Raw genomic sequence first — 22184 nt, forward strand, 5'->3', positions numbered from 1 at the left:
GGAAGACTGTCATGGGGAATTGGAATACAGTTGCTAAAAAAGGGGCAACAGCGTTACTGGCAGCCTTCTTGCTTGTTTCCCTGCAGGGGCCTTCGCGTTCGTATGCAGCCGAAATCAATGCCGAGGTTCCTAAGGTGATCGACAAAGCTTCACCATCCGTTGTTGCGATTATCGGCAAACCATCCTACGATTCAGATAAAGCATTAGAGAAAAATCGGTTTAATCTTGCACACGGTACAGGCGTGATCGTCGAATCCAATGGCGTCATCGTGACGAATGCGCATGTTGTCAAAGATATGAAAAATATCGTAGTCGTCACATCAGACGGCACTACGTATAACGGGCATGCAACGAATATCGATGAGGAGAGCGACTTGGCTTTGGTCAAAATCGAGGCCTCAGGCCTGTCGCCCGCGACGTTCGCTTCTTCCTCGGACATTAAAGTGGGAGAAACCGTCGCGGCTATTGGGACGCCGATTTCCTTCGCTTTGCGAAATTCCGTTACAGTAGGGATCGTCAGTGGCCTTGACCGCTCGGTGAGCTCGCAATATCAGCTCATTCAGACCGATGCGGCGATCAATCCTGGCAACAGCGGGGGCGCTTTGATTAACATGAAAGGTGAAGTTATCGGTATTAATACAATGAAATATGCCGATTTCGGGGTTGAAAATCTTGGCTTTGCCATTCCGGTGGACACCGTCAAATATGTGTTGAAGCATTTTCAATTGTACGGGAAAGTGAAACGCCCTTATTTGGGGCTGGAGCTTGAAGAAAGCTGGGAGGCCGTCGTTGGCTTACCTAGCTCCACAGGCCTTCGGGTTGCCTATGTCGACCCGGATTCACCAGCGGCAGCAGCCGGTATTGAGCAGGATGATCTGGTAGTTTCCATCGGTGCGAACAAAGTGAAGACGCTGGTCGATTACAATGAGGCCATTAAGAAGTATTTGCCGGATGAGAAAGTGGATATTACCTTTCAGTCAGAGGGGGCAGCCGTAACGAAGTCTGTCACGCTGGGTGAAGTGCTCCATCCCGAAACGAAGTGGAAGGAAGACGCAGAGGGGTTTGATTTGGACGCTGACCGCGGTAAAACAAAGATCGGCGACAGTCATTTCGGATGGTCGATGAAATACCCGGCAGGCTTAGTGAAAGGGCATCAGTCGGAGGAGGGAGATTCGGTTAGCTTCATGGATGCCAAAGGGGAGTTCTCCCTATCCATCCAAGTTGATAACGAGAGCGATGAGCTATCTCCGTCGGCGCTTTTGAACAAATTGACCGGCAGTGAAGAGGACGACTATGACGATTTGACGCCATCCACCATTCTGGAACGTCAATACGTGAAGCGCGAAGGCAGTCCGTTTGCCAAGATTGTCGGCCGCTCCGGGGACGAGGGCTATCTTCAAACCCGCGGTTACCTTCACCAAGGACGCTTATACAAAGTGCAATTATTTGTAACGAAAGATCACTATAACAACGATTTTAAACAAAATAGCTATAATGATCTGCTTGATTCCTTCAAACTTTCCTTTAATGCGCAGGATGAATCGCTTAAGGATATTTCGATTTATTCTAATGGCAACACCAACTATACGAATGAGTACGGCTTATCCTTTGCACTGCCCTCCAGCTGGCAGAAAAGCAGTTATTCCGGAAGTTCATCCTTCTTTAATGCGGATTATTCCGAATCGCTTCAAGTCCATGTTACCTCGGCTTCTTCCGGCGATACGCTAGCCGCGTGGTCTGATCGTGAACGCAAGCAGCTTGAAGCGCAATATGTGCAGAAATATCGTAAGATCGCCGATCCTGAGGAGCTTACTTTGGCTGGCGTTCCTGCTTTAAAGACAGCTCATGCAGAAACACTCGGCAACAAGTGGACCGCGGGATATTCCCTCTTTTTCATTAAGGATAAGTATAAGTACGAACTCGAAGTCAGCTATCCGCAGGATGAAGAGGGGGCTGAGTTGGATGATCTCATGCACACCTTGACCTCCACGATCGAAGTGGATAAAGACAACATGGATCAAGAACTTGGTTTCATTCAAGATCTGGACGAGCTGATCGATCCGAATCGTACCATTACCTATAAGAATGAGAAGTATAAATACACGCTGCAAATTCCAGAAATGTGGACAAGCAGCAAGTCATATGACAACAAAGATCAGGTGAGCAAATCCTTCCTGTTCACTGGGGGCTACTTGACGATCGACGCTGATACCAAAACTTCTTATGAAGATAGGATAAAAGAAGAAGACGCTGCGCAGAAGAAGAGTCATGATAGCGATAGTGAATATGCCTATACGGATGAGGAGACCACTGTACTAGGTGCTGTGAAGGCGAAGAAATACGAAGTTAAGTATGTCAGTGCCAAAGTTCCTTATAAGGAAACAACGTACATTTTCAGTCAAAATCAGATTTCCTATACCGTTACGCTGCGTATGGACGAAGCCGTTCGAACGGAGGCTAATGAAGCTCGGTTGAATAAAGCTTTTGCCTCTCTCAAGTTCTTGGATACGGTGAACAAATGAGGAAGAAGTTTGTCCGGCAGCTTGTGTGGTTGCTTTTTATCGGCTACACGAGTTGTTTGCTGTATTGGATGTTTGTGGGTTTCGGGCGCAGCGGGGGACATTTCGACTATAACTACAATGTAGTTCCATTCAGGACCATTGGGATGTATATCCGGCATGCCGATCTATTTCCAACGCGGACGTGGGTTATCAATTTATTTGGCAATGTAGGTGTCTTCATGCCGTACGGATGGATGCTGCCGTATTTGTTTAGGGCGGCGAGGCGGTACAGGGCGTTTCTACTGCTTTTTGGTTGTCCGCTGGTAGGCTTGGAATTGCTGCAGATGCTGCTCAAAGTGGGGAGCATGGATGTGGATGATTTGATTTTGAACGTTTTAGGGGCAAGTCTGGCCTACAGCATATTTGTGGTTTTCAAAAGACGGAATGCTTCCGACCAGGTTGAAATGAAATACAGGGTATAAAATGTGTCCAATTGCCTCAATATAGCCCTTGTAACGATTTCAATTTAAGGAGGCTCATTTTAAGCGATGACCAAGACCGATTCAAGTCTACAGTCACAGAATCCTATTTCTTCAGCACAAAATTCAGCCGACAATGTCCATCAAGCGGTGAATCATGCTCTGTCCCATCCGACACCTCAAACGCTGCAAGAGGCTCGGAATGCCATTGGCAAAGCCGAGAACTCACTAGATCAGGCAACTGATCAATCCGACGCGCCGGCCGTACAGCAAGCTGCTGAATCGCTCAGCGAGGACGAAGCTAGGCTTCAGTCGCTGGAATAAAATGAAAGGGGCTATCCCGTAAGTAGTTCAGCTACTTGGGGGTTAGCTCCTTTGTTTTTTGTGCAACTAATCGCTTGTGTGAGGGAGGAGGAGATGGATCTAGGCTGGGTTAGGGGGAACTACAGGGCGCTATTTCGGCTAAATGGGCAGTTTCTAGGGTTAGACGGAACTATAGGATCTTATTTTCTTTGAAATGGGCATATTTGGTGGCGAAAGGCTAAAATAGCGGATCTTAGTTCCCTTCCACTAGCCGATTGTGCGTTTACTCGAAGAATAAGGGATCGTAGTTCCCATTCAGGTGGTTTTTCGCTCACTGCTCACCGTACACTAGTCACACCTCGCCAATCCAGCGCTCCAGCTACTCCAGTCACCCAATCTACCTAGCCACCCAAGCCACCCCAGTCACCCAATCTACTCAAGCACACACCAGCTACCCCAGTCACCCAATCTACTCAAGCACACACCAGCTACCCCAGTCACCCAATCTACCAAGCCACCCAAGCCACCCAAGCCACCCAATCTACTCAAGCCACCAATCTACCAATCTACCCCAGCTACCCTTTCGCCCCAGCCAAGCCAAAAGAGGCCACCCGCCAAATCATTCCTGATCGTCGAATAGTCCCTCTATATGTTGACTCTGATCTCTCAACTTCAAATTCCCGTGTTATTTATGGTACAATGCGTACCCCGGATCTTCCGGCACCTCAATCGCGATGATGCGCAGACCATGCTCGCTATCTGCCTTCAACAACAGAGCCTCGTCCGCTTGTTTGTCATTTTGGACAACGACAAAATCCTTGTGGGACAAAGCCTGAGGCCCTTTGCCATCCGCGGCGGCTTCACTGCTGCCTTGTCCTCGGATAACAAGAAAAGCAAGTTGACGCTTCGGATCAAGCGTGTAGGTGAACGATGCACCCGGCTCAAGGCTCCAGTCGAACATGTTGGCATCTGTATCTAGGTGAATCGGAGTGTTTCTGCCAATAACGTTTTTCACCGTCACGCCATCCTGTTGAACGGCAGGGAATTGCTCATGTTCGTATTGATTGTAGGTGGCAGGCTTCTTCACCGATTGACTAAGATGAGGCTCGAACCAGATTTGCATGGCTTCAGTCCCCGAGGTGCGGAATGCTTCCGCGTGAGAGACGCCGGATCCGGCTTGAATGACTTGAGCGCCGCCGCTGGATACAGTCTCTAGAGAGCCGAGAGAATCGCGGTGTTCCACGAGACCTTCAATCACATAAGTGACAATTTCGAACGCTTTATGCGGGTGCATGTCGATCTCTGAAACATCGGTAGATTTGCCCCATGCCCAGTAAAATAAGGGACCTACACGATCTACAGCCGTTTTCTCTCTTGGAAAGCTGATGGCACGCTGCTCGATAAATTTGCCGCCGTCAAATGCGCCAACCCCCTGTTGGTCAGCCGAAAATACTTGTGTAAGCATAGGAATCGCTCCTTCACTTTAAATTATTTAATTACTTACTATATGTAAGTATTATAGATCTTTTTTAACGTTATGTAAAGTGAAAACACGACTCTTTAACAGCATATCTTGACTTCACTGTACGACTCCTACTACAATTTGTAGTGTAAGGAGTGTGCCTATCATGAAAATGCAAAATTTTAAATATGAAGGAAGCGGGCTTAACCGTTTTTTCGGTCCCTTAGAAGCCAAAATCATGGAGATTCTGTGGAACAGCACCGAGGAAATGACGATTAAAGACGTCCAACTGAAGCTCGATAAGGAGGCTAAAGCGATCAATTTCAACACCGTCATGACTGTCATGAACCGCTTGGTGGACAAAGGTATTTTGCAGAAAAAGGCGGTTGCCCGTTCGTACCAGTACAAGCCAGTTGTTACCAGAGAAGCATTCATGGAAACTCAGTCCAAAGAGCTCACGCTTGATCTGATTGAAGAGTTCGGCTCCTTAGCGGTGACTCACATGGTGGATGCACTGGATAAAGTAGATCCCGGACTGCTCGACCAACTGGAGCAAAAAATTAAAGAAATGAAAAAGGATCGATAACGATGATGGAAAAGCGATTGAAATGGCTGTATGCTGCTTCTTTAGCCTTGTCGGGGCTTGTCTTGGGACAAATGCTGCTTTTTGTAGGACAGCATCTCTTCAAATGGAATGCACGCTATAACATCTTTGATTTGTGCGTCATCTTATTTAAAAACCTTCATATACCTGCACCCATTGCATTTAATTTGGTAAATGTTTTGATCCTTTATACCCTTAGCGCTGTCCTTTTGTTGGTGGTGCGGCAAGCTTTCCAAGCCATGAAAGCGAAGAGGCTAGTTGACAGACATCAGGATGCTGCGCTCACCTTGCATTACCGCGGCATTTATCAGCTTGATGAGCATCAACTGCGAATTATTTCTTCCAAAGCTCCAACAGCGATGACGATAGGATTTCGGAAGCCGCAAATTATTCTATCAACCGGTTTGCTTGACATGTTGGATCCTACAGAGCTTCATGCCGTAATCGAACATGAAAAATGCCATATGAAGCATCGCGATCCACTTGCTATTTTCCTGCTTTCCGTCATCTCTAAGGCGCTCTGGTACCTCCCGGTATTTACATGGATGGCTGAGAAATACCCCATTATGATTGAACTTAGAGCAGACAAGTACGCTATTGGTCAAATGAACCATCCTGCGGATTTAGGCAGCGCTCTCCTCAAACTACTCAAACAACAAGCACCGACACCGAATCTATCCTTATCTCACGCCTCCTTTGCTGAAACATCAATGAATGTTCGAATCAAGCATATTCTCGACCCGCAAATGACCTTGTTTCTACCGTTGCCGCGTATTCGTATAGCGATATCTCTGTTGGTCTTTATCCTGCTGATGGGGCTCATTTAGAGCCCTGATTGGCATGGCTTGACTTTCCATTTATTTAACACTACACTTTGTAGTGTAGATAAATTAGATGAGTGAGGAGAGAGATTAATGGATTATATCTTGAAAAATCTACACTTCATAGTTACTCATGTCCCTATCGCACTTCTTATTTTCAGTTTTGTTTTTGATATGATTGCGATGATCATGAAAAAACGGGAGTGGCACTCTGCCGGTATGCTTTGCCTTGTTGTAGGTGCGCTTGGCGCGGTTGCGGCTGTCATGACAGGCCCGTCCCCATGGCGTAATCCTCTAGTTGTTCCTCATGAGTTCTATGCGAGATTGACGATGATTGCTGCGATTGTTCTTGCGGTTATCCGTGTGGGCTTGCTCATTTGGAAAAAGAAAGACGCCGGACGCAATCCGATGTATTTGATCGGCTCATTAGCGGCAGTAATCCTTGTCAGTTACACAGGTCATCTTGGCGGTCAAATGGTACATAGACCCATGAATGCACCTGCCATGGCACCAGCTGGCGGAAGTGGACAAGCGCCAGGTGGACAGGGTGCGCTGAGTGAACAGGGCACTGGAGCTCAAGGAGCTAAAGGGCCTACGGCGTCACCAACGACATCAGCTGCTCCTTCCAATAAATAAAAGTCTACGCAAACAACTTGAAAGGGAACTGAAGTCCGCTATCTAAGCCAGAGTGGATGCTTTTTTTATAGTGAGGGTAACTACAGGGTCTTATCGGCCCAGGCTTACCTGCATATGCTCAGTAATCGGCAAAATAAAGGACCATAGTTCCTCTTAATCTGCCAAATGGCTGCATTTGCTTAGAATAACGGATCATAGTTCACACTCAATAAACAAAGGGCTATCCATCGGGTCTATTCAGACCTTTTGAGATAGCCCTTTATTTTGCCTAAAAACGGTTATCCTCCTCATACTGGCTCGTCCAGCTCTAACTCCTCCAACGTAAACCGATTATCCCACAAAAAGACCATATCGTACTGCGTCGAATCGCGCGAAACAAACCGGGCAACGAGTGCAACGACGCCTCCAATGACGACTCCGAATGCGGCAATCCATCCTAACAATGCAAACACTTGATCGACCATGCCCATCCACTCCCCTGCGCGATATGAACTCTTATGCTATGAATATGCCGCGAGATTTTGAAACATGTGTGACAATTGCATAAGGGGAAAAATGCAACTATTCTGATCCGAAATAGACGGGGCAAGATAGTTCTTTTATAGTCTTTTTCTCCGATTGACAGAGGCTTGAAAAGGGTGTTAAGATCACCTCTGTAAGCGCAGTTATACAACTTTTGGAAATGAAAAAGGACGCAAGCAGGTTTGCGATAGAGAAGGAGGGTTTCAAGATGATTATGTTGATTCTAGATCCAAATGCACATCTTAAGCACAGAGATTTTGAACATACAAATTCATACGGAGTAACCCGCCTGTTAGCCGATACCCAAGCGCCTTAATGGTGTTTGTTCGGCTGCTGCAACCCCTTCACATACGCTGATGAAGAAAGCGCGGGTTACGAAGAAGTTCGTAACGAGCGCTTTTCTGTTTTTGAAAAGGCATATCGCTGCGTGCGGTGTGCCTTTTTGCGTGGATAAGTAAAGTAAAGGAGTGATGAAATCGATGTTTATCGTATTGAAAAAATTAGGCTGGTTCTTCCGCATGAATTGGAAGCGATATACGCTAGCGATTGGGCTGCTCATTATCGTCGGGATTATTGATGTGATACCTCCGAAGCTGATTGGCTACGCGATTGATGGTATACACATGGGGACTTTAACAGGCAACAAGCTGTTCCAGCTGCTCGCCTTCTGGGGAGCGTTAATTGTAGCCGGCTATGGATTGTCATATGTTTGGCTGTATCAACTGTTCGGGGGCGCTTTTGTTCTGGAGCGTGTGCTTCGCTCCCGTTTGATGCGGCAGCTGCTGCGCATGACGCCAACGTTTTATGAACGGAACCGTACCGGCGATCTCATGGCTAGAGCCACGAACGATCTGCAGGCGGTGTCGACTACAGCAGGTTTTGGGATTCTGACTTTCGTAGACTCAACGTTGTTCATGCTGACCATACTCAGCATGATGGGCTTCTTCATTAGCTGGAAGCTGACGCTTGCTTCAATCCTTCCGCTGCCTTTTATGGCGGCTGCGATCACAATCTACGGGGGACGCATCCACGAGAGGTTCATTCTCGCTCAGGATGCTTTCGGCCAAATGAATGACCGGGTGCTTGAAACGATCGCCGGCGTGCGCGTCATACGTGCTTTTGTACAAGAAAAAGCTAGCGAACAAAGCTTTAAAACGATGACAGACGATGTCTTTCGCAAAAATATTGCAGTTGCTCTTATCGACGCTCTTTTCGAACCGACGGTCAAAATTCTTGTCGGTATCTCCTATTTAATAGGGTTATGCTACGGCGGATACATGGTGTTTCATAGTGAATTAACGCTTGGGGAGCTCGTATCTTTCAATACGTTCCTTGGCATGCTGATTTGGCCGATGTTCGCAATCGGGGAGCTCATGAACATCATGCAGCGCGGTAATGCCTCCTTGGATCGGGTGAATGAGACGCTAGGTTATAAACCAGATGTCACAGACGAAGCGAATGCAACAACCATGCTGCTGCCGAATTCGATTAACTTCAATGAAGTAACTTTCCGCTATCCGTCCTCTTCCATTGACAATCTCGTCAATATCTCCTTTGACCTGAAGCGCGGTCAGACGCTCGGCATTGTAGGCCGAACAGGAAGCGGCAAAACAACACTGCTCAAACAGCTGCTGCGTGAATATCCGCTAGGGAAAGGCACGATCGCCCTCTCGGATACACCGATTGAGCAGTTGACGATCGACACCGTGCATGGGTGGATCGGGTATGTTCCACAGGAGCCGATTCTTTTCTCCAAAACGGTGAAGGAGAACATTATGTTCGGCGCCAGCCAAGGCACGGAAGAGCAGCTTATTCAAGCGCTTGAGCTGGCCGCTTTCCGCAAGGACGTCCAGTTCCTGCCGGAAGGCTTGGAAACCTTGGTTGGTGAGAAAGGCGTGGCACTATCCGGTGGTCAGAAACAGCGCGTATCTATCGCGCGGGCACTTTATGTGGATCCTGAAATTCTCATGCTGGATGACGCGCTATCTGCTGTGGACGCCAAGACAGAAGCCGAAATCATCCGCGGTATTCGCTCTGAGCGCGCCGGCAAAACGACACTCATCACAACGCACCGCTTGTCTGCGGTTCAACACGCTGATCGAATTATCGTGCTCGATGAAGGGTATATCGTGGAAGAAGGCACACATGAGGAACTTCTGGCGCTCGGTGGCTGGTATAAAGAGCAGTATGACCGTCAGCAGTTAGAAGAACAACAGGTTGGCTGAAGTTGAACGGACAAATAGATGATCTCATGAGAAGAAGGTGAAAACCCTAATGAAACAAACAAGTAAGCGATTATATCAATATGCAGCATTGTTTAAAAAACCTCTGCTGATTGCGCTGCTGTGCTTATCTGTCGCCGTTGCGACGGAGCTGGCAGGTCCTTTCATCGCCAAGAAGATGATTGACACGCACATCCTCGGCATTGAGAAGCCGTGGTTCGAGACCGTATCGGCGACGAAAACGGAGAACGCGGTTCCGATGAACGGAAGCTTTTACAAAAGGAGCGATCATTACGCAGTAGGGGAGCCGAAGGGGCAGGAGATTCGGATTCTGCAGGTGGGCACCCAATTTGTGTGGGTGGATCAGCCGCTTGTCTTTGACGGTGTCCGCAAGTTGACAGAAGATGGAAAGTTAACGATTACGCAGGGAACGGAGCAAGCGGAGTATCCGGCTAAAAAGCTCAGCGTACAGGAACTGTACACGTTCTATGAACCTGAATTTTTCAGTTTAATGAAGCTGGCGGGTCTATACTTCGTGTTAATTCTTATTGGCGCTGGTTTTACCTATGGTCAGCGGTATCTGCTGCAGTCTGCGGCGAATCGGATCATTCAGCGCATGCGGAGCGATGTGTTTGCGCAAATTCAGCGTCTGCCGATCAATTATTTTGACAATCAGCCAGCAGGTAAAATTGTTTCACGGATCACAAACGATACGGAGTCTGTCAAAGACCTGTACGTTCAGGTGTTAGCGAACTTTTTTACAGGTACGATTTATATCGTGGGTATTATTGTAGCGTTGTTTATCCTAGATTATCGTTTAGCTTTGTTCACGCTGCCGGTGCTTCCTCTGCTCTACGTGTGGATTATTGTTTACCGCAAATATGCCTCTCACTACAATCATGAAATTCGTGAACGGATCGGTTCCATCAACGGAATGATCAATGAGGCGATTCAAGGGATGACGATCATTCAAGCTTTCCGCAGGCAAAAAGAGACGACGCAAGAATTCGAGCAATTGAACGATGAATACACGCATTATCAAAACAAATTGCTCAGCCTCAACTCGCTGACCTCCCATAACCTAATGAACGTTGTGCGGAATTTGTTCTTCTTCGGTCTCATTTGGTATGTCGGCGGAAGCTCCATACATTCGTTAATCACGGTTGGTGTTCTTTACGCATTCGTCGATTACTTGAACCGCATGTTCCACCCTATGGTGGGGATAGTGAATCAGCTGCCTAACCTGGAACGGGCCATTGTGTCGGCTGATCGTGTATTTGAATTGTTGGATGAGCAGGGCATTCACGTGGCGACTGAGAAATCGGAGCGCTATCTGGGTAACGTGAAGTTTGAGCAGGTTCGTTTTGCTTACAAAGAAGGTGAAGATGTTCTGAAGGACATCACTTTCGAAGCCAAACAAGGGCAGACCGTTGCGCTAGTCGGGCACACCGGCTCGGGCAAAAGCTCCATCTTGAATTTGCTGTTCCGCTTCTACGATGTGAATAAGGGCCGCATCACGGTCGACGGCCGCGATGTGCGCGAGATGCCCAAACAGCTGCTTAGGCAGCATATGGGCATCGTGCTGCAAGACCCGTTCCTGTTCACAGGGACGATCGCATCCAACGTATCGTTGGATGATCCGTCCGTCACCCGGGAACGGGTCGAGGCGGCGCTGCGCGAAGTAGGCGCAACGGAAATGTTTCAAAGCCTGCCGCACGGCATCGACGAGCCTGTGATCGAGAAGGGCAGCACGCTGTCGGCTGGGCAGCGGCAGCTGATCTCGTTCGCCCGGGCGCTGGCGTTCGACCCGGCGATCTTGATCCTCGATGAGGCGACGGCCTCCATCGACACGGAGACCGAGGCCGTCATTCAGGCGGCGCTCGAGGTGCTGTCGAAGGGGCGGACCACCTTCATCATTGCCCACAGGCTGTCGACGATCAAGAACGCCGACCAAATTCTTGTGCTCGACCACGGCGAAATCGTCGAGCGTGGCAACCACGAGAAGCTGATGGCGCTCCTCGGGCGGTACTACCAGATGTACCAGCTGCAGCAAGGACATCCGGAGACGGCAGCCGCCGACGAGGACGGAGTGCGGAGCGTCTTGTAGGGCTGCTCTTCGGTACAGCCGCCGCTAACCATGCGTACACCTTGACCTCCCGCTCGATCGAGTCTTCATTGTATAATGTGCAATGAAAAAGCGTAGTACTTGTTACAACTCCGCTTTTCGTTGTACAAAATGCAGTCAACCCGGCGGCATAGTCCTCAATATGGCCGTTTCCCGCCTAAAATGTTGTACAAAGTACAACATACAGGCGTGCGTAGGTCTAATTACCGCCATAATGTTGCACAGTGTACAACATAGAAAAAACCGTCAGGCAACAATGCTGCCTAGGCGGTTTTTTTGTGCTGCCTATGCTACAATAACAATAGATAATTTTCTTGTTGAAATGGAGGGTCTATATGCGTTCTGATACACTTCGATTACTAAACTTGCTTCAACTGCTGTCGGAAATTGCGATTGCTGTGGGGTATTTGCTGGGTCTGATCCCATTCGTTTACCTGTGGTCCTACACGTGGGTGATCCCGCTCGTGTTTGTGAATTTGGTGTTTGCGATCCTTACCCGTAATGGAACAACGACAAAGACCGTGATTAACATTATTATGGCGTTTTTGAGTTTTATCCCTGTTGCGGGGTATTTGTTCCGCGTTGTGGGTATCGTGATTTCATGGATGAACATTGCTGCCTTATCCAAGGAAAGAAGCAGACGTTAATAATACTGAAAAAGGATGGTTGCCTCATTGGCATCCATCCTTTTTTGCGTTAGTAGGCTAATCCCACACGGCAGCCAACGTACTCGTCCGAAAGCGCAGCGCTGTAAGTAAAAGCTGCCGTATCGCCCACCGAGATAGACTTGCCGTCCTCCGGCAGGAAATCGCGTGCCACACGGTAGGTCCCGAGAGCCTCTCCGTCTGGCAAGTAGGTTGGGCAGACGACTGTCCACGCCAGGCTAGAAGCTTGCAGCAGCTCCCATGCCTTGCGATGCTCCTCGGCGGCTCTCGTAGAGGAACGCCTCGTATCTGGCGTCTCGTAGCGCAGCAGGCTAGGATGTTCTTGGCTTTGCAGGATACCGGCTGTGCCGATGGTGACGACCCGGTTTACGCCTTGAGACTTCATGGCTTCGATGAGAAGGGGTGTGGACTCCGTCAGTACCGTACCGCCATCGGTATTGAGGCAGCTGATGACGACGTCTACGCTCTCCAAGGAACGATGAATGTCTTCGGGATTGCACGCGTCACCTTGCAGCAAGGTAAGCAGTTCGGAGCGCTGGTTGACCTTTTGCGGATTGCGTACGAGTGCTGTTACTTTATGATTATCTGCCAAAGCTCGCGCTAGAACGCGAGTTCCGACTCTTCCTGTTGCTCCTAATAGTAGAAAATGCATGCTAACCTCCATGTTTCTATCGTTGTAGGTGCTATTATACGCTTCTTGTTTCCCTTAGAGAAATGGTCCTGGTAAGCCCGCTCGTGGTGCAGCTATTATCGTCGACACGCGTAAAAACGCTGTCACGACGGAAATCAGCAAAAATATTGCGAAGATGGTTGGGCCAAGCATTCCAATTCGTTTTATTACGGCTGGCATGTTCAGGCCGCAAGCGACATCAGCCCCAAGAAAGATCAAACGATTCAAGAAGCCGCCGGTTAAACGCTTTAACGCCTCGCAATTCCGCGGTAGAATTCGTCCAGTTCCAGGCGGTACGAGCATCGGCAGAGAAAATCGAGGAACAGGGACCTGCGGATTAATTACCATTCGAAACGGCCAGTTATTTATCTTGAGCAACAACCACGTGCTCATTACACAGAACAGATTCTCTGCGAACATCATTCAGCCGGGGGGCGCAGACGGAGGCACGCCTGTCACAGATCGGGTCGGTACGTCTGTTCAGTTTGTTCCGTTTAATTTATCGGGGCCTAACTTCATGGATGCCGCCATTGCACAGCCATTTACGAACAGCTTGCTGGATCCGAGATATTTAGTCAGTAACAGCGGGGTCAGGCACTTACAAAAGCGGCGCAGCCATTAACCCAGCTCCTAAAGGTAACTATGCTTATGCCCGTCCATTGACGGTGACACTACGTAAACTAGTACGTGTTGTTCGTGCTTTACCGAATAAATAACATATTTGAAGACCGCCCCCGTTCATAGAATGGAGGGCGATTTTCTTTTTGCTATTTGACACCTGACTTGAACGAAAGTAGCGAATCCAGCATAATAGGAGATATTAGTGAAATAGGATTACGGCACAGAAGGGATTCCCCAAGCATGAGAATCAATAAATTTATTAGTGAGACAGGAGTTTGCTCCAGACGGGAAGCGGACAAGTGGGTAGAAGCGAAGCGTGTTACGATCAACGGCGAGGTTGCCGGGCTAGGAAGTGTTGTAGGACCTGGCGACGAGGTTCGGATTGATGGTAAACCGATTGGCGAGAAGAAGGAGCATGTCTATATTGCGCTCAATAAACCAGTAGGAATCACCAGTACGACGGAAGCTCACATTAAAGGCAACATTGTCGATTTTGTTGGGCATTCGGAACGTATTTTCCCGATCGGCAGATTGGATAAAGATTCGGAAGGTCTCATTCTGTTAACGAATAACGGAGACATTGTGAATCAGATTCTGCGCGCAGAAAATAATCATGACAAAGAGTACATCGTGACGGTGAACCGGCCGATTACGCCGATGTTTCTGAAGGGGATGGCTAGTGGAGTCCGGATTCTGGGCACGGTAACCAAGCCATGTGAAATTTACCCGGTTGGCGATCGTGTTTTTCGAATTATCCTGACACAGGGGCTCAATCGGCAAATTCGCCGTATGTGCGAAGCGTTCGGGTATCGGGTGGTGCGCCTGCAGCGCGTTCGGATTATGCATATTCATCTGGGGAATTTGAAGGTTGGCAAATGGCGCGATTTGACGCAAGGCGAGATGATGGATCTCATGCTCACCCTTAGCAAAGAAAACGCCAAAGCGAGCAAGTCGCCAAACGGCATTTAAAGCAGCAGCACATGTTCACGCCACTTTAAGGGGGCTTGGAGATGTGTTTTTATTTTTTTGCGGGTTTAAAGCAACTTTTCCTTCGTTCCCAGCGTCAAGGATTATTATGGTAATTTTATTTTCAAAAGGAGGAAGAGGACTTTGAAATTAGTCAAACAAGCAGGAACGCTAGTACTAGCTTCGAGTTTACTGCTCACGGCTGCTCCAGCCGTTTGGGCAAGTGAGGTAAGTGTAGACAGCACAAGTATTGCACTGGCGGCCTATCCTGGCGTTATCGATGGCAAGATGTTAGATGCCAAAATAACGAAAGAACAAGCGTTGGAGCGGGCCAAAGCGTATATCACGCTGCCTGAAGGCTTCACATTTCAATCGATTAGTTTAAACGCTTACTATGGGATGAACGGCAGAAATATCCCTACGTGGAACATTAATTATGCGAAAAAGGTAAAAGATCAGAACTACGGTTACTTGAACGTATCGATTAATGGCCTGGACGGAACGCTAACGGCTTATTCGATGAATGACAGTGATCCAACTCATAAGCCAACGTATCCGCCGAAGGTTGATTTCGTTGCTGCCAAAGATGTCGCTTCCGCCTTTATTGCCAAAGTAAATCCAGACAAGCAGAAAGAGCTGATCTACGACGATTCGGAAGAAAAAGCGTTCCGCACTCCTCTGAATGGGAATTATCAGTACAACATCCGGTTCGACCGTTCGGTTGACGGCGTTCCTTTTGCTGCGAATGGTATTTCGGTAAGTGTGAATGGGGATGGTCAAGTTACGAATTATAACTTCAACTGGACGGATGACGTTACGTTCCAGCCGAATACCGGACCTATTACGAAAGAGAAGGCCGCTCAATTGTTCCACGACAAAGCGGATTTGTCGCTTCTCTACCAGATTCCATACGGCACCAAAGGCAAGAAATTACCGATTATTTCTTATATGATGGGAGCGTTTTCTCTTCATGCAGTAACCGGAGAATTATGGAATCCGGTTCCACATACGGAGGAATCCAAGCCGTTAACGGACAAACCGCTGGCTGAACGTCCAACTGCGGCCTTGAACCTGACCAAGGAAGAAGCTGTGAAGAAAGTGAGCACGGTGTTCAACCTTTCCTCGGACTATAAGCTCCAAGAAGCTACCTACAATGAAGGGACGAACCCTGAAACCGGGGAAACGAATTCGAATTGGAACTTAAGCTGGAACACTGTTTCTGAGAAGGACCCTACTGGCAAGATTATGGGAAGTGGTGCTTGGGCAAGTGTAAACAGCAAAACCGGAGAAATTACTAATTTTAATAGCTATGTGCCGTACAGCCCTGATAACAATAAGGACATCGAAGGCAAAATCTCCTTGGAGGATGCTGTAGCCAAAAGCGTAGACTTCGTGAAAAAGCAGATTCCATCTTATACCGATCAGTTGGTGCTCAATCAGCCATCCGCAAAGGATTATACGGAAGAGCAGCTGAAGCATATGCGGAATTGGGATATCCGCTTCAATCGCGTCATCGACGGTGTTCGTGCAGGAGGCGAGGCTGTGACGATCAGCATCGACCGTGTAACAGGTCAAATCATGAACTACCAATTCGGACTTAGCGACATGCCGTATCCGAAGGAGAAACCTGAGATTCTAGCCCTCGATAAGGCGAAAGAATTATGGCTTTCCCAATTCGACATTAAATTAAACTATGTGCTCGAATACGGCGGATACAATGGCGTATTGCCAATTGAAAAATATAGAGTAATGGTGGCTGCGGGAGAAATTCCTCCAACAGCAGCTGCAACCAACGCTAATGAAAAATTAGAAGCCAAGCTCGTCTACACGCTCATTCCCAAATTCAGCCGGGAACCGTACCTGCTTGATGCGCAAACTGGAAAATGGCGAAACAGCCAAACAGGCGAAGTCATGACCCTGGATAAAGTGACCGTCAGCGACATCGACAATCACTGGGCTAAGAACGAGCTTCAACTGATGCTGGACTATCAAGCACTGGATGTACAAGATGGCAAGGTCAACCCGGATCAACTGATTAAACGGGGCGAGTTGGTCAAAATGCTTGTCATCGCTATGAACGGCGGGAACGGCGGTATCTATTACGGAGCGGAACGCAAAGCCTCCTTTGCTGATGTGAGCAACGCTTCGCCTTATTTCGCCTATGTCGAGAATGCGGTTGATCGCGGTTTGCTGGATGTTGGCGCTGATTTCAACCCAGAGGCTACGCTGAGTCGCGAAGAGATGGCACAACTGATCGTCAAGGCGCTTGGGTACAAAAGCTTGGCGAAATTCGATGGCGTGTTCAACAGCCAATTCTCAGATGCCGCTGATGTTAAACAAGTGGGTACAGCAGCGATTGTGGTAGGGCTTAACATTATGTCCCTCAACGATGGCAAATTTGCGCCGCAGCAAGAAGTGTCAAGGGCGCAAGCAGCTAGCGCGTTTTACCGCTTCTTGCAGAAACGGGCGGAACTGCAAGATCAGCCACGTTATTACTACTAGGAGGCCGGCATAAAGTCGGGATGAAGTCAGCATCACTCAGCGAATGGGAACTATGGGGCGCTATTTGAACGAAATGAGCTCATTTCGAGGTTTGAGGGGAACTACAGGGCATTATTTGTCTCCAAACGCTCAATTTTAACGTGATAGGGACCAAATAGAGAACTGTAGTTCCCATTACTAGAGGAAGCGGCAGTTTTTCAAAAAATAGAGGACCATAGTTCCGACTGGTGCGAGATTCGTGTGGTCATTCATCGCATAAACTGAAAAGAGGCTACCTTACGGGTCATAAACCCACAAGATAGCCCCTTCTTCACGCGCTTATCCATGTTCTAAAACATTGGAAATACATATCGAACTAAGAAATATAGAACTCCGAAGATGATAATGATGTAAGCCGCATACTTAATGAAGGTGGAAGCTACTAAGCTGGAATCCGATTTCTTCTCCACATGGCGTTCTTCAATGTCAATATTACGTGGCTGAGTCGACATGATAATCACTCCTTATAAAGTATCTTGCTTCTTAATACCCGCCACAATTTGGAGTGAAACATCGCATTCATAAAATGTTCCAATAATATTTTCTTACAGGCGCTCTTCAGTATGCTACAATAATCTTTAAAATTTATTACGCATATTGAAGAGAAAGGAAGTAAGAGAAAATGGTTGTTTCCGGAAAAGTAGGTTTGGAAGAAATTATAAGGGCCAATCATGTGCTCAGCAAGGTGATAGAACCATCGCCTCTGCAACGCAATGAGCTGCTCTCTAACTTGTATGAATGTAACGTTTATTTGAAACGTGAAGATATGCAGGTCGTTCGATCTTTTAAAATTCGCGGGGCATACAATGTGATCCAAAGCTTAACGCCGGAAGAACGCGAAGCAGGTGTTGTGTGTGCAAGCGCCGGCAATCATGCTCAGGGCGTTGCTTACTCTTGTAAGCAGTTAGGGATTGAAGGGAAAATCTTCATGCCAACGACAACGCCAAGGCAAAAGATTTCGCAGGTGAAGTTATTTGGCGGATCTTTTGTGGAAGTGATTCTGACTGGGGATTCTTTCGATGATTCCTCCAATCACGCCAAGGCTTACTGCGCCAAAGAGAATAAAGTGTTTATTCACCCCTTTGATGATATTCGCACGATAGCGGGGCAAGGAACTGTCGGTCTGGAAATCATGAATCAAATGTCCGATACACCTGACTTTATCTTTGCAACCATCGGTGGCGGCGGTCTTGTAGCTGGTGTCGCTACTTATGTGGACAGCGTTTCTCCGCGTACTAAGATTATTGGCGTTGAGCCAGAAGGTGCCGCAAGTATGCAGGAGTCGCTCAAACAAGGGAAGGTCGTGACCTTGTCTACGATTGAGAAGTTTGTAGACGGCGCAGCTGTGAAGCAAGTAGGCGAGCTGACCTTTGAGATTTGCAAAGAAAAGCTGGACGATATCGTTGTTATCCCTTCAGGCAAGGAATGTACGACGATTCTGGAGCTTTACAATAACAATGCCATCGTTATCGAGCCTGCAGGCGCTCTGCCGGTTGCAGCGCTTGATGCTTACCGGGATCAAATTCGCGGCAAGAATGTCGTTTGTATCATCAGTGGTGGTAATAATGACATTGACCGGATGCAGCAAATTAAGGAAAGATCGCTCGTGTACGAGGGCTTGAAGCACTATTTTATCCTCAATTTCCCTCAGCGCGCAGGCGCTTTGCGTGAATTCTTAGAGGAAGTTCTGGGGCCGACCGACGATATTACCCGCTTTGAGTATACGAAAAAGAATAATCGGGATGATGCTCCAGCACTAGTCGGTATCGAGTTGAAAAACAAAGATGATTATGAGGGTCTTATTGAGCGCTTGTCCCGTAAGGACTATGGTTATATCGAAATAAATAAGGATCCCAAACTTTTTAATTTGCTAATTTAAGTGAAAATAGCCAGAGTAGAAATAATTGTGATATAGTTAATTAGTCCTGCTTTTTCTTTTTTTACCTGAATATTGTAAAGGCAAACTTGCCGAAAGGTAAGGACGCAAAGCTCCGGGTCTTAGGTTGCCGCCGCAACGATGATGGCTGGGCTGCCGACAGGAGCAATTTACCGATACAGGTATGCCTACGGCTATTCCAAATGGAATAGCCTTTTTTGATGACCGGAATGGAGGTTCCCCCCAATGAGAAGCCTTTTTTTAAAGTGGATTCAACAGACGAAAGCACAGGAACTCCGCTATTTGGGCATTCTGGGTTTCTTTCTGCTGACGGCCAATCTACTTGCCGCTGCTTCTTTTACGTTTACCCCGAAGATTCTGTTGTTCATCCTCATTCAAGCACTTATTTGCTTCTTCTTTGCCATTTGTATCCGTCACCTGCGTCTTAATGGAATCGAGCAGGAGGAGAAGAGTAAGCAGCTGGCCTATTTAGCCTACCATGATACATTAACGGGATTGCCGAATCGACGACTGTTTGAGGACCGCCTGAAGCGCGTACTCCTGCATGCTCAGCGCTATGACCAACTTGCGGCTGTTGTATTTCTCGACATGGACAGATTCAAGGAGGTCAATGATTCTTTAGGCCACGCCTCTGGAGATCAGCTTATTCGTCTGGCTGCTGAGAGATTGCTAGGCTGTCTGCGTGGATCGGATACGGTGTATCGGCAGGGCGGCGACGAGTTTATTATTTTGCTTGAATCTTTTACCAAACCAGAAGACGTCAGAGTAGTGGCTACGCGCATTCAAAGTGTTTTGGATGAACCCTTCGTCCTGGATGGAAAAACCATTACGATAACCGCTAGTATGGGGATTGCGTTATATCCGCTAGATGGCACTCGGCCCGAACAACTTCTTCAGCGTGCGGATGAAGCGATGTACGAGGCCAAAAACCATGAGAGTAATCGGTTTCAGTTCTATGCGCCGGACATTGATACGATGGTGAAGAGCAAAGCTCACATGGAGAACGAACTCCAGTTGGCTTTAGAGCATGAGCATTTTGAATTACGGTATCAGCCGCAATATGAAATCGCAGGCCGTAAGCTCATCGGCATGGAGGTCAGCCTTTACTGGGAGAAGGGGAGTAAGCAACTGCGCAAGCTCATGGATTGGCGGAAAGCAGCGGATGAGCTTGGATTCATGGTGCCTATCGGCAAATGGGCGTTTCAAACGGCGTGTAGACAGATGAGAGTCTGGCAGGACGCAGGCCAAGAGCCGCTTAGAATGACGTTCACGATTAAATCTACACAGTTTAAAGATGATCATTTCATTTCGTATATAGCTGATGTGCTGCAAGAAACAGGGATCGATCCTTGTTTGGTCGAGCTGGACCTTACGGAGAGCATCACGTCTTCCAACGTGCAAGAAGCGAGCAAGAAGTTGATGATGTTGAAAAAGCTTGGCGTGCGCATTGCTATGGATGACTTGTGTACGGGGCTATTTACACGAAGCGGGTTAGAGGGTATGCCGCTTGACAGTGTGAAACTGGACAGCACGCTAATCAGGGATCTTGTCGATGATGACGAGAACCAACTGCTGGCTGCTGCTATCGTCCGGATGGCTCACCGATTAGGGTTAAAATTAATCGCGAAAGGTGTCGAAACGGAAGAACAGTTCGAGTACCTGAAATTTCTGCAATGTACGGAGGTGCAAGGTAAACTGTTCAGCAGTCCGCTATCTCCCGACCAATTCCTGACATTGATGACCGAAAAAAATTAAAAATAGGTCATCTAGATTTTATTGACCGGCGGTAGTATAATAAATAATTGGGGCTTAAAACCTATATTGTGGGGCTTTACAAAAAGACCATGTCAACTTGGTTAACATCACGAATTATGCTCATTTACGGTGTGGATTGCTTTTCACTTATGTTTCGAAGTGATACACTCGGTCTATGATCAGACATACATAATTTAACTGAATTTGGTCAACCTAGAATGTGGGATTTAAGGTACAATTTTAAATTTATTTTGGGGGTAAAGATGATGAAAAAACTATTCACAACAGCGTTAATGGCTGTCACTGTTTCCGCGGTTGCATTAACAGGTTGCGGCGCCAAAAAAGAAGAAACAAAACCCGCCGCTTCCGCGTCTCCGGCTGCAAGTAGCGCAGCATCCGCAGCACCAAGCAACAACAGCGGTAAAGATTTCAAAATCGGCATGGTTACAGACATTGGCGGCGTAAACGATAAATCCTTTAACCAAAGCGCTTGGGAAGGCTTGCAACAACTGAAAAAGTCAACTGGCGTAAACGTTAAGAACTTGGAAAGTAAAAGCGATGCTGACTACACGCCTAACTTGAACCAATTCGTAAAAGACGGTTATAACCTGACTTGGGGTATTGGTTTCTTGATGGGTGACGCGCTTAAAACAGTTGCAACTCAAAACCCAAATGCTAAACTTGCGATCATTGATAACGTTGTAGAAGCTCCAAACGTAGAGTCCGTAACATTCTCCGAGCAAGAAGGTTCTTACCTTGTAGGTGTGGTTGCAGGTCTTACGACAAAATCCAACAAAATCGGTTTCGTTGGCGGTATCGACATCCCGGTTATCAAACGCTTTGAAGCTGGTTTCGTAGCCGGCGTGAAAGCAGTTAACCCTAATGCTAAAATTCAAATCAACTATACAGGTGCATTCGACAAGCCTGACCTTGGTAAAGCAGCGGCAGCAACGATCTACAATGATGGCGCAGACATCATTTTCCACGCAGCTGGCTCTACAGGTAACGGAGTATTCAACGAAGCAAAAGACCGTGCGAAAAACGGTAAAAAAGTGTGGGTTATCGGTGTAGATAAAGACCAATCCCTTGAGTTCGGCGATGAAGTGACACTGACTTCCATGTTGAAGCGTGTTGACAACGCGGTTGCTCGTGTTTCCAAAGACGTTATCGACAACAAATTCCAAGGCGGTAAAGTCGTTACACTTGGTCTGAAAGATGATGGTGTAGGTCTTCCTGAAACTTCCAAGAAAAACGTAACAGCTGACATCTTGAAAAAGGTTGATGAGTACAAAGCAAAAATCATCAGCGGCGAAATCAAAGTCCCTGAAAAACCATAATACGTGTATAATAGGCATAGCGGTTACGAACGATAGGTTTACTTTTGTTCAAACAAG

19 protein-coding genes and 1 riboswitch are annotated in these 22184 nt (G+C 47.5%); of the genes, 15 read left to right on the forward strand and 4 right to left on the reverse strand.

What is annotated here, in order from left to right; all coding sequences use genetic code 11:
* The first annotated feature begins 11 nt into the window (after positions 1-11).
* The 3 genes from AC58UW_RS25255 to AC58UW_RS25265 all read left to right on the forward strand — a co-directional run bounded on the left by AC58UW_RS25255 (position 12) and on the right by AC58UW_RS25265 (position 3304).
* Positions 12-2522: a S1C family serine protease gene (locus AC58UW_RS25255; protein ID WP_497423334.1), complete on the forward strand. Its 2511-nt coding sequence runs from the start codon at positions 12-14 to the stop codon at positions 2520-2522.
* A complete protein-coding gene (locus AC58UW_RS25260) occupies positions 2519-2983 on the forward strand; it encodes a VanZ family protein (RefSeq protein WP_497423335.1) in 465 nt (154 codons plus the stop codon). Before AC58UW_RS25255 ends, AC58UW_RS25260 begins: the two co-directional genes overlap by 4 nt.
* Positions 2984-3049: 66 nt before the next feature.
* The gene (locus tag AC58UW_RS25265) at positions 3050-3304 is read left to right on the forward strand and encodes a hypothetical protein (RefSeq protein ID WP_497423336.1); all 255 of its coding nucleotides are present in this window, start codon (positions 3050-3052) and stop codon (positions 3302-3304) included.
* 664 nt (positions 3305-3968) lie between these two features.
* Here the strand turns inward: AC58UW_RS25265 and AC58UW_RS25270 are convergent.
* The gene (locus AC58UW_RS25270; RefSeq protein ID WP_497423337.1) at positions 3969-4748 is read right to left on the reverse strand and encodes a pirin family protein; all 780 of its coding nucleotides are present in this window, start codon (positions 4746-4748) and stop codon (positions 3969-3971) included.
* Positions 4749-4911: 163 nt separating this feature from the next.
* On the opposite strand from AC58UW_RS25270, the gene AC58UW_RS25275 reads away from it, so the two are divergent.
* The 3 genes from AC58UW_RS25275 to AC58UW_RS25285 all read left to right on the forward strand — a co-directional run bounded on the left by AC58UW_RS25275 (position 4912) and on the right by AC58UW_RS25285 (position 6806).
* Positions 4912-5331, forward strand: a complete 420-nt coding sequence (locus tag AC58UW_RS25275; RefSeq protein ID WP_497423338.1) for a BlaI/MecI/CopY family transcriptional regulator — start codon at positions 4912-4914, stop codon at positions 5329-5331.
* A gap of 2 nt (positions 5332-5333) precedes the next feature.
* Positions 5334-6176, forward strand: a complete 843-nt coding sequence (locus tag AC58UW_RS25280) for a M56 family metallopeptidase (RefSeq protein ID WP_497423339.1) — start codon at positions 5334-5336, stop codon at positions 6174-6176.
* Positions 6177-6263: 87 nt separating this feature from the next.
* Positions 6264-6806: a DUF2231 domain-containing protein gene (locus tag AC58UW_RS25285; RefSeq protein WP_497423340.1), complete on the forward strand. Its 543-nt coding sequence runs from the start codon at positions 6264-6266 to the stop codon at positions 6804-6806.
* A 287-nt stretch (positions 6807-7093) separates the two neighbouring features.
* Here the strand turns inward: AC58UW_RS25285 and AC58UW_RS25290 are convergent, their stop codons facing one another.
* Positions 7094-7270, reverse strand: coding sequence for a hypothetical protein (locus AC58UW_RS25290; protein ID WP_497423341.1), 177 nt, complete (start codon positions 7268-7270; stop codon positions 7094-7096).
* Positions 7271-7807: 537 nt separating this feature from the next.
* Here AC58UW_RS25290 and AC58UW_RS25295 point away from each other — a divergent pair.
* From AC58UW_RS25295 to AC58UW_RS25305, 3 genes are all read left to right on the forward strand, one after another.
* Positions 7808-9553: an ABC transporter ATP-binding protein gene (locus AC58UW_RS25295; RefSeq protein ID WP_497423342.1), complete on the forward strand. Its 1746-nt coding sequence runs from the start codon at positions 7808-7810 to the stop codon at positions 9551-9553.
* A gap of 49 nt (positions 9554-9602) precedes the next feature.
* Positions 9603-11657 (forward strand): ABC transporter ATP-binding protein, encoded by a 2055-nt coding sequence (locus tag AC58UW_RS25300; RefSeq protein WP_497423343.1) that lies wholly within the window; start codon positions 9603-9605, stop codon positions 11655-11657.
* Positions 11658-12010: 353 nt separating this feature from the next.
* Complete coding sequence (locus tag AC58UW_RS25305; RefSeq protein ID WP_497423344.1) at positions 12011-12322, forward strand: hypothetical protein; 312 nt, start codon at positions 12011-12013, stop codon at positions 12320-12322.
* A 49-nt stretch (positions 12323-12371) separates the two neighbouring features.
* Here AC58UW_RS25305 and AC58UW_RS25310 read toward each other — a convergent pair whose 3' ends face one another.
* Positions 12372-12992, reverse strand: a complete 621-nt coding sequence (locus AC58UW_RS25310) for an NAD(P)-dependent oxidoreductase (RefSeq protein ID WP_497423345.1) — start codon at positions 12990-12992, stop codon at positions 12372-12374.
* A 154-nt stretch (positions 12993-13146) separates the two neighbouring features.
* On the opposite strand from AC58UW_RS25310, the gene AC58UW_RS25315 reads away from it, so the two are divergent.
* The 3 genes from AC58UW_RS25315 (at position 13147) to AC58UW_RS25325 (ending at position 17099) form a co-directional block, all read left to right on the forward strand.
* Positions 13147-13632 carry a hypothetical protein gene (locus tag AC58UW_RS25315; protein ID WP_497423346.1) on the forward strand — a complete coding sequence of 162 codons (486 nt, stop codon included), beginning with the start codon at positions 13147-13149 and terminating at the stop codon, positions 13630-13632.
* 239 nt (positions 13633-13871) lie between these two features.
* Positions 13872-14600, forward strand: a complete 729-nt coding sequence (gene rluF / locus AC58UW_RS25320; protein WP_497423347.1) for a 23S rRNA pseudouridine(2604) synthase RluF — start codon at positions 13872-13874, stop codon at positions 14598-14600.
* Between the two features lie 141 nt (positions 14601-14741).
* Positions 14742-17099 carry an S-layer homology domain-containing protein gene (locus tag AC58UW_RS25325; RefSeq protein ID WP_497423348.1) on the forward strand — a complete coding sequence of 786 codons (2358 nt, stop codon included), beginning with the start codon at positions 14742-14744 and terminating at the stop codon, positions 17097-17099.
* Positions 17100-17428: 329 nt separating this feature from the next.
* Here AC58UW_RS25325 and AC58UW_RS25330 read toward each other — a convergent pair whose 3' ends face one another.
* The gene (locus AC58UW_RS25330; RefSeq protein ID WP_497423349.1) at positions 17429-17590 is read right to left on the reverse strand and encodes a hypothetical protein; all 162 of its coding nucleotides are present in this window, start codon (positions 17588-17590) and stop codon (positions 17429-17431) included.
* Between the two features lie 170 nt (positions 17591-17760).
* Between AC58UW_RS25330 and ilvA the strand changes: the two genes are divergently transcribed.
* The 3 genes from ilvA (at position 17761) to AC58UW_RS25345 (ending at position 22127) form a co-directional block, all read left to right on the forward strand.
* On the forward strand, positions 17761-19017 hold the full coding sequence (ilvA, locus tag AC58UW_RS25335) for a threonine ammonia-lyase IlvA (RefSeq protein WP_497423350.1): 1257 nt from the start codon (positions 17761-17763) through the stop codon (positions 19015-19017).
* 69 nt (positions 19018-19086) lie between these two features.
* Positions 19087-19175: riboswitch (cyclic di-GMP riboswitch) on the forward strand.
* Between the two features lie 85 nt (positions 19176-19260).
* On the forward strand, positions 19261-20790 hold the full coding sequence (locus tag AC58UW_RS25340; protein WP_497423351.1) for a putative bifunctional diguanylate cyclase/phosphodiesterase: 1530 nt from the start codon (positions 19261-19263) through the stop codon (positions 20788-20790).
* A 266-nt stretch (positions 20791-21056) separates the two neighbouring features.
* Positions 21057-22127: a BMP family lipoprotein gene (locus tag AC58UW_RS25345; RefSeq protein ID WP_497423352.1), complete on the forward strand. Its 1071-nt coding sequence runs from the start codon at positions 21057-21059 to the stop codon at positions 22125-22127.
* Positions 22128-22184 lie beyond the last annotated feature (57 nt).

Source organism: Paenibacillus sp. J22R160, from assembly GCF_059692135.1.

What these genes read in the sequence shown, in the direction of transcription:
- AC58UW_RS25255 (WP_497423334.1), top strand. Translation starts at nt 12, where the DNA reads ATGGGGAATTGGAATACAGTTGCTAAAAAAGGGGCAACAGCGTTACTG.
- AC58UW_RS25260 (WP_497423335.1), top strand. Translation starts at nt 2,519, where the DNA reads ATGAGGAAGAAGTTTGTCCGGCAGCTTGTGTGGTTGCTTTTTATCGGC.
- AC58UW_RS25265 (WP_497423336.1), top strand. Translation starts at nt 3,050, where the DNA reads ATGACCAAGACCGATTCAAGTCTACAGTCACAGAATCCTATTTCTTCA.
- AC58UW_RS25270 (WP_497423337.1), bottom strand. Translation starts at nt 4,748, where the DNA reads ATGCTTACACAAGTATTTTCGGCTGACCAACAGGGGGTTGGCGCATTT.
- AC58UW_RS25275 (WP_497423338.1), top strand. Translation starts at nt 4,912, where the DNA reads ATGAAAATGCAAAATTTTAAATATGAAGGAAGCGGGCTTAACCGTTTT.
- AC58UW_RS25280 (WP_497423339.1), top strand. Translation starts at nt 5,334, where the DNA reads ATGATGGAAAAGCGATTGAAATGGCTGTATGCTGCTTCTTTAGCCTTG.
- AC58UW_RS25285 (WP_497423340.1), top strand. Translation starts at nt 6,264, where the DNA reads ATGGATTATATCTTGAAAAATCTACACTTCATAGTTACTCATGTCCCT.
- AC58UW_RS25290 (WP_497423341.1), bottom strand. Translation starts at nt 7,270, where the DNA reads ATGGTCGATCAAGTGTTTGCATTGTTAGGATGGATTGCCGCATTCGGA.
- AC58UW_RS25295 (WP_497423342.1), top strand. Translation starts at nt 7,808, where the DNA reads ATGTTTATCGTATTGAAAAAATTAGGCTGGTTCTTCCGCATGAATTGG.
- AC58UW_RS25300 (WP_497423343.1), top strand. Translation starts at nt 9,603, where the DNA reads ATGAAACAAACAAGTAAGCGATTATATCAATATGCAGCATTGTTTAAA.
- AC58UW_RS25305 (WP_497423344.1), top strand. Translation starts at nt 12,011, where the DNA reads ATGCGTTCTGATACACTTCGATTACTAAACTTGCTTCAACTGCTGTCG.
- AC58UW_RS25310 (WP_497423345.1), bottom strand. Translation starts at nt 12,992, where the DNA reads ATGCATTTTCTACTATTAGGAGCAACAGGAAGAGTCGGAACTCGCGTT.
- AC58UW_RS25315 (WP_497423346.1), top strand. Translation starts at nt 13,147, where the DNA reads ATGGTTGGGCCAAGCATTCCAATTCGTTTTATTACGGCTGGCATGTTC.
- rluF (WP_497423347.1), top strand. Translation starts at nt 13,872, where the DNA reads ATGAGAATCAATAAATTTATTAGTGAGACAGGAGTTTGCTCCAGACGG.
- AC58UW_RS25330 (WP_497423349.1), bottom strand. Translation starts at nt 17,590, where the DNA reads ATGTCGACTCAGCCACGTAATATTGACATTGAAGAACGCCATGTGGAG.
- ilvA (WP_497423350.1), top strand. Translation starts at nt 17,761, where the DNA reads ATGGTTGTTTCCGGAAAAGTAGGTTTGGAAGAAATTATAAGGGCCAAT.
- AC58UW_RS25340 (WP_497423351.1), top strand. Translation starts at nt 19,261, where the DNA reads ATGAGAAGCCTTTTTTTAAAGTGGATTCAACAGACGAAAGCACAGGAA.
- AC58UW_RS25345 (WP_497423352.1), top strand. Translation starts at nt 21,057, where the DNA reads ATGAAAAAACTATTCACAACAGCGTTAATGGCTGTCACTGTTTCCGCG.